The organism is Rhizobacter sp. (assembly GCA_021153565.1).
In the GTDB taxonomy this organism is placed as follows: domain Bacteria; phylum Pseudomonadota; class Gammaproteobacteria; order Burkholderiales; family Burkholderiaceae_C; genus Albitalea.
In genome coordinates this window covers 1-12,859 of the sequence record JAJKJU010000015.1, presented here as the reverse complement: position 1 = coordinate 12,859, position 12,859 = coordinate 1, and the positions used below count along the sequence as shown (strand labels likewise).

At 61.3% G+C, this 12,859-nt stretch carries 12 protein-coding genes; 10 read left to right on the top strand and 2 right to left on the bottom strand.

The window, feature by feature from the left end:
- Window positions 1-899: 899 nt before the first annotated feature.
- The 9 genes from AC30NL_RS01250 (at window position 900) to AC30NL_RS01210 (ending at window position 10,252) form a co-directional block, all read left to right on the top strand.
- Entirely contained in the window at window positions 900-2,063 is a 1,164-nt protein-coding gene (locus AC30NL_RS01250) for an ABC-three component system protein (protein ID WP_489462195.1), read from the top strand.
- The gene (locus AC30NL_RS01245) at window positions 2,060-2,569 is read left to right on the top strand and encodes a three component ABC system middle component (protein WP_489462194.1); all 510 of its coding nucleotides are present in this window, start codon (window positions 2,060-2,062) and stop codon (window positions 2,567-2,569) included. Before AC30NL_RS01250 ends, AC30NL_RS01245 begins: the two co-directional genes overlap by 4 nt.
- Window positions 2,569-3,579: a hypothetical protein gene (locus tag AC30NL_RS01240; RefSeq protein WP_489462193.1), complete on the top strand. Its 1,011-nt coding sequence runs from the start codon at window positions 2,569-2,571 to the stop codon at window positions 3,577-3,579. The genes AC30NL_RS01245 and AC30NL_RS01240 overlap by 1 nt, the downstream gene beginning before the upstream one ends.
- 126 nt (window positions 3,580-3,705) lie before the next feature.
- Window positions 3,706-4,533: a DUF3732 domain-containing protein gene (locus tag AC30NL_RS01235; protein WP_489462192.1), complete on the top strand. Its 828-nt coding sequence runs from the start codon at window positions 3,706-3,708 to the stop codon at window positions 4,531-4,533.
- A 297-nt stretch (window positions 4,534-4,830) separates the two neighbouring features.
- Window positions 4,831-6,495 (top strand): CTP synthase, encoded by a 1,665-nt coding sequence (gene pyrG / locus AC30NL_RS01230; RefSeq protein WP_489462191.1) that lies wholly within the window; start codon window positions 4,831-4,833, stop codon window positions 6,493-6,495.
- A 121-nt stretch (window positions 6,496-6,616) separates the two neighbouring features.
- Window positions 6,617-7,474, top strand: coding sequence for a 3-deoxy-8-phosphooctulonate synthase (gene kdsA / locus AC30NL_RS01225; RefSeq protein WP_489462190.1), 858 nt, complete (start codon window positions 6,617-6,619; stop codon window positions 7,472-7,474).
- Window positions 7,475-7,757: 283 nt separating this feature from the next.
- Window positions 7,758-9,041, top strand: a complete 1,284-nt coding sequence (eno, locus tag AC30NL_RS01220; protein WP_489462189.1) for a phosphopyruvate hydratase — start codon at window positions 7,758-7,760, stop codon at window positions 9,039-9,041.
- 190 nt (window positions 9,042-9,231) lie between these two features.
- Window positions 9,232-9,510, top strand: a complete 279-nt coding sequence (gene ftsB, locus AC30NL_RS01215; RefSeq protein ID WP_489462188.1) for a cell division protein FtsB — start codon at window positions 9,232-9,234, stop codon at window positions 9,508-9,510.
- Window positions 9,511-9,535: 25 nt separating this feature from the next.
- Window positions 9,536-10,252 (top strand): AAA family ATPase, encoded by a 717-nt coding sequence (locus AC30NL_RS01210; protein WP_489462187.1) that lies wholly within the window; start codon window positions 9,536-9,538, stop codon window positions 10,250-10,252.
- A 22-nt stretch (window positions 10,253-10,274) separates the two neighbouring features.
- Here the strand turns inward: AC30NL_RS01210 and hslO are convergent, their stop codons facing one another.
- Together hslO and AC30NL_RS01200 are read right to left on the bottom strand one after the other, a co-directional pair.
- On the bottom strand, window positions 10,275-11,243 hold the full coding sequence (gene hslO / locus AC30NL_RS01205; protein ID WP_489462186.1) for an Hsp33 family molecular chaperone HslO: 969 nt from the start codon (window positions 11,241-11,243) through the stop codon (window positions 10,275-10,277).
- Entirely contained in the window at window positions 11,240-11,773 is a 534-nt protein-coding gene (locus tag AC30NL_RS01200) for a gamma carbonic anhydrase family protein (protein ID WP_489462185.1), read from the bottom strand. Before AC30NL_RS01200 ends, hslO begins: the two co-directional genes overlap by 4 nt.
- A 36-nt stretch (window positions 11,774-11,809) precedes the next feature.
- Between AC30NL_RS01200 and AC30NL_RS01195 the strand changes: the two genes are divergently transcribed.
- Entirely contained in the window at window positions 11,810-12,616 is an 807-nt protein-coding gene (locus AC30NL_RS01195) for a ferritin-like domain-containing protein (protein ID WP_489462184.1), read from the top strand.
- Window positions 12,617-12,859 lie beyond the last annotated feature (243 nt).

The window sequence follows — 12,859 nt, the reverse complement described above, 5'->3', positions numbered from 1 at the left end:
CTATGGCGAGCATTTGCAACGACGAGCAGGGGGCTTTTGGCGTGATGAGCGGGCATGATCGAAAAACTCTCAGCCCCTGAGGCCGCCCTCCCTCAGCGAGCTGACCATTAGTCGTGCTGAACACGGGCGATTTTTTATTGCCACTCTTCGCCGCATGCATGTTGCGGACGAGAGTTCTTGAGCGCATTAGCCACACTGGTCTCGGGACCACATTGGCTGAGAACATCGGTGCTCCCGGGCTCACATTGCATGAGAACGGGCCCACATTATTTGAGAATGGCCCGATTACATCGGCCAGGACCCACTTTGAGTGAAAACGCAACAGCGGTACGCCTGCGGTCAGCAGACGGTCGCCTTATCCAGGTCAGGAGGATGCGCACGGTGATCCCTTGATCGGTTGTTGCTACGGCCTATCACCAAAATCCAAGCTTCTAAGGTTCTAAGGTTCGTGATGGCGGGACGACGCGTGGACGCCGGTTCACTTAAATGATCGTTTTAGCGAACTGGTGTCTGCACGACGAATGTCCGTAGTGCGGCGGTCAGCGGTCGTCGCATGCGGCGGTCCGGGCGGCAGGTCACGACCCAAAGCGGGCGTCGGAATCGCCGATCTCGTGGCCGAAAAGCCGCCGTTTGATTTATCGCGGAAAGGGAAGCGCTGGCCAACTATCGATAGGCCGCAGTTGTCGATAGTTAGTTAGCTTTGGCTGACGGCCGCAGCTTGACCGGCGATATAGGGATTACCCTATCGGTAGATGCCTGACAGCGCGTTGCTGCTAACCTCTCTGCGATAAGCATGCGGGCTCTGCTAGGGGCAGGGCACCAGCAGGCAGGGAGCGTCATGAAACCTACAACTGATCGACGGGAAGCGGCCAGAGCTGCACAGCTTTGGAATCGGGTGTATGGCTGGCATAGCTAAGCACACCGCTCCTGGGCCGTATCTCGGGTTTGCATTGCAGCCGGTTCGGCTCTGCCATCACCTGCTCAGCGCTCCTCCGGATTCGAGCGTCTCATTGGAGATGCTGGACGACGTAGCGGTTCATTACGCTGATGGCACCTTGCTCTTGGAGCAATGCAAGAGCGCGCTGTCCCACAACGCCCTCTCCAATTGGTCTGAAGACCTCTGGAAAGCGCTGGCAAACTGGCTCGATCTGGTCGCCTCGGGCAAGGTGGACATCGCGAAGACCTCGTTTCAGATCTACGTGACACCTCAGCGGGCGGGCACGGTCAGCTCAGCCATGCATGCCGCGACCGAGCCGCTGTCCGTGCACGCATTGGTGGCAGAGATCAAAAAGAAGTTGAAAGCGCTGAAGCAACCGCCCAAGTGCGGCGCGCATTTGCAGAAGTTTTTCGACGCACCCGAGGCTCGTCGTGACGCGCTCATTGGGCACTTTTCGGCTGTCAGCGTTGACGACGATCCCATCGAGCCCTTGCGCCAGTTGCTCGCCCCTGCAATCCCGACGGCATCCGTTGACGTCATCTGCCACTCTGCAATCGGGCTCGCGCAAGAGTGGGCCAACCAGCGCCTTCGCAAGAGGATGCATGCGGAGATCAGCGTCGCCGCGTTCCGGAAGAACTTCCATGCATTTGTCCAACGGAACAACATGCCCGGCTACCTTCCCTCGTTCACCGCGGCACTCAGCCCAGACGATGCGAAGGCTGTTTTGAGCACCCGTCCGGTGTTCATCAAACAGTTGCAGTTGATCCAGGCCACGGAAGAGCAGCAGCTTCGCGCGGCCAGCGACTTCATGCGGACTTCGGGTGACAAAGCGACCTGGGCAGATCAGGGACTTGTTTACGACGGCAGCTTTGACGATTGGGAGGCGTCATTGCTGCGGCGGCATGCCGCGATCCAGGGTGAGGTGAGGGACATCTTCTCTGACAAGACCAAGGTCATCCAAGGACGGACGGTCTACAACCGCTGCTCGGTTTTAGACGTGCCGCTGGACAGCCGCGCGTTGCCGGGGCATTTCACGCATGGCGGCTTCCATGACCTCGCTGAGCGTCGCCTGCTGGGATGGCATGCCGACCACACGTCGCTGCTCGACAAAAAGGACGAACCTTGACCGACTCCGACCAGCCGATTCGATTGAACGAGGCCGCGCTCGTCCAGAACGAGGCGTTGGGGGCCTACGCGCTCTGGAAGTTCGGATTGGGATTTCAAGACCGTGATGGGCAAGCAGCGACGCTGCCGCTGGCATTCCTGGTTTTGCCGTTGATCTTGCACGCGTCGACGTTGGAGATGGTGTCGAGCACATTCAAGGCCTCTGGCCTGCACCTATTTGCAAGTAAGTTGAGTGAGCAGCGAGAGGATCTGATCGCTATCCATGGCCGCGCCTTGTCGCTTCGACAGCTCAGCCTTGAATCGCTCATGCGCGCTGAACTGTCTGGCCTCATTCGCATCGACCCTGCGGCTGCAACGGTGTGGGCTATTGGTCCATACGACGAGATGGCCGTGCCGTCGCTGCCTGAGCGCATCCGCCGCATTGGGCCGGCGTGCGAGAAGGTCGGCTATTGGTTTGCGGGTCTCACTGACCAGCAAGTGGCCCATACGCTCAGAGTGGAGTTCTGATGTACTTTCAGTTGCGACAGGTCATCTTGTGGCCCCGACGCGGCGGCGAGCCGCGAGTCGTCGAGTTTGAACCAGGCGTGACCAACGTCATTAGCGGAGCGTCTAAGACTGGAAAGTCTTCGGTCATTCCGATCATTGACTACTGCCTGGGTGCTGACAAGTGCGCGATACCGGTTGGCGTGATCCGCGAGACCTGCTCATGGTTCGGTGTGCTGATCGACACCGTGGAAGGTCAAAAGCTGCTGGCGCGGCGGGAGCCTGGCGAACTGAAGAGTTCTGGAGAAATGTTTCTCCTGGAGGCGCCCGACATAGAGCCACCACGAGAAATACAAGCCAAGAACCACAACGTCGAATACGTGAAGGCGGTGTTGAACCGCTTGGCCGGCCTGTCGAATCTTCAGTTCGAGCCCGGCACTGAGGATCGTTTCAAGTTTCGTCCGAGCTTCCGCGACCTGATGGCGTTCCTGTTTCAGCCGCAGAACATCGTCGCCAACCCGGATGTGATGTTCTTCAAGGCCGATACCTCAGAACACCGCGAGAAGCTGAAGACCATTTTTCCCTATGTCCTGGGTGTAGTCAGCCCTGAACTGCTGCAGGCTCGTCATGAGCTGGACCGCATGCAGCGTGTTCTCAGGCGCAAGGAAAGCGAGCTGAAGGCACGGCAGGACTCAGGCGCAGCATGGCAGCGGGAGGGCTTCGCCTGGGTCCGTTTGGCCATCGAGTACGGCTTACTGTCGGCGAACACAACCGTCCCGAACGATTGGCCCTCCACGGTTGACCTGCTGCGTGCTGCACTGGAAAGCGACGCCCGAACCGCGACGCCGACCCTCGCGTCCATGGACGTCATCATGACCAGACTCGCCGAGCTGCGCACGGCTGAGTCAAAACTGGTAGTGAACCTCAACCAGTCGCGACAACGGCTGCATGAACTGCGGCGTCTGGACGAGAGCAGTGATGCCTATGGCAACGGTCTGCGCATTCAGCGTGACCGGCTAGGGTTGTCTTCTTAGATTCGCGACCTGTCGGCCGCTCAGCCGGCGGCAGTCTTTGAACCCAGCGAGGTCGGGCAAGGGCGGATTGACCAACTTTGCGAAGCCCTTGAGGGAATCGAGTTACGCCTGCGATCTCATCCCGCCGTGGCGGAATCGTTGGGGCGAGAGACGCTCCGGCAGCGCGAGACCGTTGACGGCCTGTTGGGCGAGCTCTCGGCGGTGCGTCAGGAAATCCGGACGCTCGAAGGCAAGTCAGAAGAAGCACGCAAGGTCACTACGCGGGGCGAGGAGATTTCACGATTCCTCGGCCGGCTTCAGGAGGCATTGCGCCTCTACGCCGCCGCCGATACGTCGTCGGCGCTCGGCGAAGAGATTGCTGCGCTAAAGGCGCGGGTTGAGGTTCTGGCGAAATTCGTGTCCGAGCACGAGATCGGCCGGAAGCTGGAAAACGCGCTGGATACGATTCAGGACATTTCGAGTCGATTGATTCCGGAGCTCGACGGTGAATGGCCAGATGCGCCAATTCGGCTAATTATTCAAGAACTGACGGTCAAGGTCATCCGAGGCACGCGGGACGACTACCTTTGGGAAATCGGCAGTGGTGCGAACTGGCTGGCGTATCACGTCGCTTTGACGCTCGCGTTGCAAGGATATTTTCTCAGCCTTCCGCATCATCCCGTACCTGGGCTGCTCATCTACGACCAGCCGAGCCAAGTCTATTTTCCTGCGCGCAGAGCTGAACGCGCGGCAGTTGTTGAGGCAGAGCCCGAATGGAAGAATGAAGACGTTGTAGCGGTGAGAAAAGTGTTCGCACTGTTTGACCACATCATCAAACGCACCAAAGGCAGATTGCAGATCATTGTTCTAGACCATGCCGATGAAGAAGTTTGGGGCGAGCTGCCAAACGTCCATTTGGTCGAGGCGTGGCGAGGCAAGGGGTTGGTGCCTACGACTTGGGTTTCACCGCCATAGATTGACTTGAATTAGTGATAACACGCACTTGTCGATACCCGGGTCGCGCAGCGCGTGAAGAGATGTGGGCCCGAGCGCGCCGATGTTCTCAGCCAATGCGGTCCCGCAAACACCGATGTCATCAGGTCCTGACGCGGATGTAATCGGGCCGCTACCCTTCCCGCAGGGCTGTTGCCTCGCGCGAGTGAGGATCGGCCCCGATCGACGCCACCCAGCGGGAGAGAGTAGTCGGGTCGCGTATGCGACGAACCTATAATCGCGCTTTACCACCACAGCACTTCCTCTGTGCTGCATGCAATGACCAAGTTCGTCTTTGTCACCGGCGGTGTGGTGTCCTCGCTGGGCAAGGGCATCGCGGCTGCGTCTCTCGCAGCGATCCTCGAATCGCGCGGCCTCAAAGTCACCCTCATCAAGCTCGATCCCTACCTGAACGTCGATCCGGGCACGATGTCGCCGTTTCAGCACGGCGAGGTTTTCGTGACCGATGACGGCGCGGAAACCGACCTCGACCTCGGCCACTACGAGCGCTTCATCACGACGCGCATGCGCAAGTCGAACAACTTCACGACCGGCCAGATCTACAAGAGCGTGCTCGAGAAAGAGCGCCGTGGTGACTACCTCGGCAAGACCGTCCAGGTCATTCCACACGTCACCAACGAGATCCAGGAATTCGTGAAGCGCGGCGCGGGCCTCGGCACCGACCACGCGGTCGACGTGGCCATCGTCGAGATCGGCGGCACGGTGGGCGACATCGAGTCCCTGCCTTTCCTCGAAGCTGTGCGCCAAATGAGCCTGCGCATGGGCCCGAACAGCGCGGCCTTCGTGCACCTGACCTACGTGCCCTTGATCGCCGCCGCCGGCGAGCTGAAAACCAAGCCCACGCAGCACACCGTGCAAAAAATGCGCGAGATCGGCATCCAGCCCGACGTCCTCTTGTGCCGTGCCGATCGCCGCATCCCGGACGAAGAGCGCGAGAAGATCTCGCTCTTCACCAACGTGCCCGAATGGGGTGTCATTTCAGTCTGGGACGCCGACACCATCTACAAGGTGCCGCGCATGCTGCACGAGCAGGGGCTCGACGGACTCATCTGCGACAAGCTGCGCATCAATACCCCGCCCGCGAATTTGAAGCGCTGGGACGAGCTGGTGAACGAGGTCGAACATCCGCAGCGCGAAGTAACCATCGGCATGTGCGGCAAGTACACCGACCTGTCGGATTCGTACAAGTCACTCAATGAAGCGCTTCGCCACGCCGGCATCCACAACCACGCGCGGGTGAACATCGAGTACGTCGATTCGGAAACCCTCACGCCCGAGAACGTGCAGCAGCTTCACCGCTACGACGCACTGCTGGTGCCGGGCGGTTTTGGCAAGCGTGGGGTGGAAGGCAAGATCCTCACGGCGCAGTACGCGCGGGAACACAAGATTCCCTACCTCGGCATTTGTCTTGGAATGCAGGTCGCGACCATCGAGTACTCGCGGCACAAGGCGGGCCTCGCCGACGCGAACAGCACGGAATTCGAGGCGAACACGCCGCATCCGGTCATTGCGCTGATCGAGGAATGGCAAGACGCCGATGGTTCGATTCAAAAGCGCACCGCACAGTCGGATCTGGGCGGCACGATGCGTCTTGGCGCGCAAAGCTCGGACGTGATGCCCGGAACGCTCGCGCATGAAATTTATGGCGACGTGGTAACTGAGCGTCACCGCCATCGCTACGAGGCCAACGTCAACTATCTCGACAAGCTGCGTGATGCCGGGCTCGTGATCTCGGCCCTGACGCAGCGCGAGAAGCTGACCGAAATCGTCGAGCTGCCGCGATCGGTGCACCCGTGGTTCATGGGCGTGCAATTCCACCCGGAATTCAAGTCCACGCCCTGGGGCGGGCATCCGCTGTTCAAGTCGTACATCCAGTCGGCGCTGAAGCACCAGACGGAGCGCACGCAAAAGGTGGCAGCATGACCCCATCCCCGTTCGGGTTGAGCCCTACGACAAAGCTCAGGACAGGCTTGTCGAGGCCCCTTTCCCATCTGCGCGCTCTTCGACAGTGCGAACGGTTCTTCACGAGCGAATGGAGCAAGGCATGAAGCTCTGCGGGTTCGATATCGGCATCGACAAACCCTTCTTCCTGATCTCAGGTCCCTGCGTCGTCGAGTCCGAGCAGTTGCAGATGGACGTTGCCGGCCGGCTCAAGGAAATGACTTCCGCACTCGGCATCCCGTTCATCTTCAAGAGCAGCTATGACAAGGCCAACCGCTCCAGCGGCGCGTCCTTTCGCGGGCCGGGGATGGAGAAGGGTCTTGAGATTCTTGCCAAGGTCCGCCGCGAGCTGAAGGTGCCGGTATTGACCGACGTTCACAGCGAGGCAGAGATTCCCGCCGTGGCTGCCGCCGTCGACGTGCTGCAAACCCCGGCCTTTCTCTGTCGCCAGACCGATTTCATCCGCGCCGTCGCCCAATCGGGCAAGCCGGTGAACATCAAGAAGGGCCAGTTCCTGGCGCCGCATGACATGAAGAACGTGATCGACAAGGCCCGCGCCGCCGCGCGCGAAAGAGGCTTGCCGGACGACGTTTTCATGGCCTGTGAACGAGGCGCGAGCTTCGGCTACAACAACCTCGTGAGCGACATGCGCTCGCTGGCAATCATGCGCGAGACGGGTGCGCCTGTCGTGTTCGATGCGACGCACTCGGTGCAATTACCGGGCGGCCAGGGCACGAGTTCTGGCGGCCAGCGCGAATTCGTGCCGGTTCTGTCGCGGGCGGCCGTCGCGGTCGGCGTGGCGGGGCTCTTCATGGAAACGCACCCTGACCCTGCCAACGCGCTCAGCGACGGCCCGAATGCCGTGCCGCTCAAGCACATGAGGGCGTTGCTCGAACAACTGCTCGACCTCGATCGCGTGATCAAGAAGCAACCGCTGCTGGAGAACGATTTTTCCTGCTGATAGATCGGATTCACAACGGCGATCCTGGTCCGCTAAGGATTTGGTCCGGAATTAAGTTCCCGTTTTGGGGGCGCTGGGCGGGATGCGATGCAAGGCGCTCCGAGCGCCGTGTGGCGAGCCACACAAGTGAGGAGCAACGCCGCAGCGCGCCGGCCCAGCGTCCCCAAAACGGGAAATTATTCTGCGTCATGTCCTTAGGATCTGGCGGCCTGCCCCGCCCGACGCGACTCGCGTCATGCAAACCCGAGTTTGTTTGAATCGACACTTGGAACGGAGAGACTAAATGAGTGCCATCGTTGACATCGTCGGCCGAGAAATCCTCGACAGCCGCGGTAACCCGACCATCGAATGCGACGTGCTGCTGGAATCCGGCACCATGGGCCGTGCGGCCGTGCCCTCGGGCGCGTCCACCGGCTCGCGCGAGGCCATCGAGCTGCGTGACGGCGACAAGAACCGCTATCTCGGCAAGGGCGTGCTCAAGGCCGTCGAGCACATCAACACCGAGATCAGCGAAGCCGTGCTGGGCCTTGATGCGTCGGAGCAGGCTTTCCTCGACCGCACGCTGATCGATCTGGACGGAACCGAGAACAAGAGCCGTCTGGGCGCGAACGCGACGCTGGCCGTCTCGATGGCCGTCGCGCGCGCTGCGGCGGAAGAATCGGGCCTGCCGCTGTACCGCTACTTCGGCGGATCGGGCGGCATGCAGATGCCCGTGCCGATGATGAACGTCATCAACGGCGGCGCGCACGCCAACAACAGCCTCGATCTGCAAGAGCTGATGATCATCCCGGTGGGCGCGCCCACCTTCCGCGAAGCCGTGCGTTACGGCGCGGAAGTCTTCCACGCGCTCAAGAAGATCATCAACGACAAGGGAATGAGCACGGCCGTCGGCGACGAGGGCGGCTTCGCGCCCAACGTCGCCAGCCATGAAGCTGCTATTCAGTTGATCCTGCAAGCGATCGACAAGGCCGGCTACACCGCAGGCGAGCAGATCGCCATCGGTCTCGACTGCGCAGCCAGCGAGTTCTACAAGGACGGCAAGTACGCGCTGAGCGCCGAAGGCCTCACGCTCACTGCGCCCGAGTGGACCGACATCCTCGCGACCTGGGTCGACAAGTACCCGATCATCAGCATCGAAGATGGCATGCACGAAGGCGACTGGGACGGGTGGAAGCACCTGACCGAACGTCTGGGCAGCAAGGTGCAGTTGGTGGGCGACGACCTCTTCGTCACCAACACGAAGATCCTGAAGGAAGGCATCGAGAAGCGCATCGCCAACTCGATCCTCATCAAGATCAACCAGATCGGCACGCTGACCGAGACCTTCTCGGCCATCGAGATGGCCAAGCGCGCGGGCTACACCGCCGTCATCAGCCACCGCTCGGGCGAGACCGAAGACTCGACCATCGCGGACATCGCGGTTGGCACCAATGCCGGCCAGATCAAGACCGGTTCATTGAGCCGCAGCGACCGCATCGCCAAGTACAACCAGTTGCTGCGCATCGAAGAAGACCTCGGTGACGTCGCCAGCTACCCCGGCCGCAGCGCGTTCTACAACCTGCGGTGATGTCAGCCCCCACGTCGCTTCGCTCCTGCCCCCCGAGGGGGCGCGCAGCCGCCTTGAGGCGGCTCGGCGACGGCTGCCGGTCAGCCCCCACGTCGCTTCGCTCCTGCCCCCCAAGGGGGCGCGCAGCCGCCTTGAGGCGGCTCGGCGACGGCTGAGAGGCTGAGAGGCTGAGACCTCCAGAGTTCCAGACGTGCGATACATCACCCTCGCCCTGCTCGTGCTCATCGGGCTCGTGCATGCCGAACTCTGGTTTGGCAAGGGTGGCGTGCCGCGTGTGATGGACTTGCAGGGCAAGCTGGCCTTGCAGAAGGTGGGCAATGATGCGGCAAGAGCACGCAACGCGCAGCTCGACGCCGAAGTGCGCGACCTGAAGGAAGGCCTCGAGATGGTCGAGGAGAGGGCCCGTTACGAGCTCGGCATGGTGAAGCCGGACGAAATCCTCGTCCAAGTGTCCACGCCGCGCAAGTGAGGATTTCGGGCCAAATCCTAAGGACATGGGCCATGCCCTCAACGCGATGCAGCCCCTGTTCTCGCCTGCGGGCATGATCGAAAAACTCTCAGCCTCTGAGGTGGAACGCGGGTTTGTAGTCGCCATCCTGGGTGCGGAAAGCACCGGCAAGACGACGCTCGCGACAGAGCTTCGCCATGCGTTGAGCGCGCAAGGCTGCAGCGTGGTGGTCGTGGGCGAATTCCTGCGTGAGTTCTGCGACCACGAGAACCGCACGCCCACCGAGTCCGAACAAGCGCGCATCGCGGCCGAGCAGTCGCGGCGAATCGATGAAGCGGCGAGATCACCGGGCATCGTCATTGCCGATACCACTGCCTTGATGATCGCCGTGTACAGCGATACGGTCTTCGGCGACACGTCGCTCTACGCGGTCGCCATCGAGGCGCATCGCACTTGCGATTTGACGCTGCTCACTGCGCTGGACATTCCGTGGCAGGCAGATGGGCATCAGCGCGATGGCCCGCATGTGCGCGAGCCCGTGGATGCATTGATTCGTTCTGCCTTGCATCAGGCAAAACTTCCTTATGCCGTCGTGGCCGGTACCGGCGACAAGCGATTGGCCGCGGCCTTGCAAGCAGTGAGGCACGCACTCGACGCCCCTTCGAAAGAAGACGAAGCCCGCGCGAATCCGCCATGGCAATGGGTGTGCGATCGATGCGGCGACACCGATTGCGAACGTAGCTTCTTGCCGAAGCTGACGTAGACCTGGAGTCAGGTCTACGAATTCAATGCAGCCCGCTTGACCCCGGCGCTTGATTGTTCACCGGCGTGAACAACTCTCCCACATCCACAGCATCGAAGTGGTACTTCGTGCCGCAGAAGTCGCAGGCGATCTCAACGCGCCCCTGCTCGACGACGATGCCGTCGATCTCATCCTGCCCCAGGCTCTTGAGCATGCTGCCCACACGTTCGCGCGAGCAACTGCACGAGAAACGCGGCCCGTCCGCACCGACCAAGGGCTCGAAGCGTCGCAGTGTCTCTTCCCAGAACAGCCGATGCAGCACGGTGTCCGCATCCAGCGTCAAGAGCTCCTCGTTCGTCAGTGTCGCCGCCAAATGAGCAATGCGGTTGTACGACTCGTTGACTCCGATCTCGTCTTCATTGCGCGAACCAAGGTTGCCAGAACCTTCCACCGGCAGCCGCTGAATCAGAAGCCCAGCCGCCACTTGATCGTTCGCGGCGAGGATGAGCTTCGTGTCGAGTTGCTCCGACTGCAACATGTAGTGCTCCAGCACTTCGGACAACTTCTGCAATGGCTCCCGATGATCACCGTGCAGCGGCACGACGCCTTGATACGGCTGCTGCCCCGGCAGCTTGTCCTTGGGATCGAGCGTGATCGCGCAGCGACCCTTGCCATGCACATTGAGCATGTCCTTGAGCGTGGCATCCTCGCTTAGTTCGCCGACCACTTTCGCCGTCGCGCGAAATGCCAGATCTGGCTGCACCTCGGCCACCGCCAACTTGACCGGCCCGTCGCCGAAAATCTGAAGAATCAAGGCGCCATTGAACTTGATGTTCGCCTGCATCAGCGTCGCGGCCGCGGCCATCTCGCCCATCAAATGGCGTACTGGTTCAGGAAACGCGTCCTTGGCCTTCTCGCGCCGACGCAGCACCTCTTGCCAACTGTCGGTCAGCCGCACGAGCATGCCGCGGACCGGCAGCCCTTCGAAGATGAATTTGTGCAACTCGCTCAAGCCGATGCCTCCAGTTTCACGAGACCGTTCTTGAAGCGGCGCGCGTTCTCTACATAGTGTCGAGCGGAACGCTCCAGCCCGGCGATCTGCTCGGGGGTGAGCTGCCTCACTGCCTTGGCGGGCGAGCCGATGATCAGCGACCCATCTGGAAACTCCTTGCCTTCGGTGACCAGCGAGCCCGCTCCCACGAGGCAGTTCTTTCCGATCTTCGCGCCGTTGAGCACCACGGCCTTGATGCCGATCAGCGAGTTGTCGCCCACCATGCAGCCGTGCAGCATGACGTGGTGCCCCACTGTCACGTTGCGACCGATTCGAATCGGAAACCCCTGGTCCGCATGGATCACGGAGCCGTCCTGGATGTTGCTGCCGCGTCCGATGCGAATCTCTTCCGTGTCGCCTCGCAATATGGTGCTGAACCAGACACTTGCATCCTCTTCGAGCACCACCTTGCCGATCACCTGGGCACTGTCGGCCACCCAGGCGCCTTCAGCCAATTGCGGAACGAGATCATCGAGTCGATAGAGCGCCATGGAGATTCATTGGAAGCCAAGTCGATAATTCTAAAGATGCCCCTCATGCCCCTCATGCCCTTACGCCAACGCGCCTTGGAGATCCTGTGCATGACTGTGCCGGCGGAAAAGGCCGTGGCGACGCGGGAGCTGTACACGACCTCCCACGAACATCACATCGACCCCGCGGCGCTACTCGAAGAGCCAGACAACCTCCCGGGCCGTCCCACCCTGCCCAGGCTCGTTCCGCCCAAGGACGTCCCCACCCGATCGCCCTTTACGGCTGAGGGCCGTGCGGCCTTGCTGCACGCCATCGCACACATCGAATTCAACGCCATCAACCTCGCGCTCGATGCCGTCTGGCGCTTCTGCGGCATGCCTGAGCAGTTCTACCGCGACTGGCTGCGCGTGGCGAGCGAAGAGGCGCTGCATTTTTCACTGCTGCGAGAGCACCTTCAAAGCCTCGGCTTCGACTACGGCGACTTCGACGCGCACGACGGCCTGTGGCTGATGACGAAGCGGACCTCGCATGACGTGGTAGCTCGCATGGCGCTGGTGCCAAGGACCCTGGAAGCACGGGGGCTGGATGCAACACCGCCATTGCAGGCGAAGTTTGCGAAGGCGGGGGATGCAAGGGCGGTCTATATCCTCGGCATCATCCTTCGCGACGAGGTGGGCCATGTCGCGATCGGAAATCGCTGGTATCGGTGGCTGTGCGAACGGGCCGGGCTGGAACCGGTGGGCCTTTACGGCGAGTTGGTCGAGCGCTACCAGGCGCCGCGACTGAGGCCGCCGTTCAATCTGGAAGCCCGCGCAGCCGCGGGCTTCACCGCGGATGAGATCGCATACCTGACCCGCGCATGACCGCAGGGTTGCGGTTTTCGAATCCATGGTTTGCTCGGGTGCCGCCTTGCTCGATCGGCCTGAGAGGCTGAGAGTATTTCGAACGTGTCCGAGCAGCACGTCAAAAGGCGCTTGATCCAAGCGCAAAGCGCAGCCATAGCTTGGTTGCACTAAACCGCTGACGCGGTAGTCCTACCGCCCAGACCGGGCCGTTTGCATGGCGCGGTATCCCTGGCGCCCTGATTGGAGAACGATGGAGGGGCT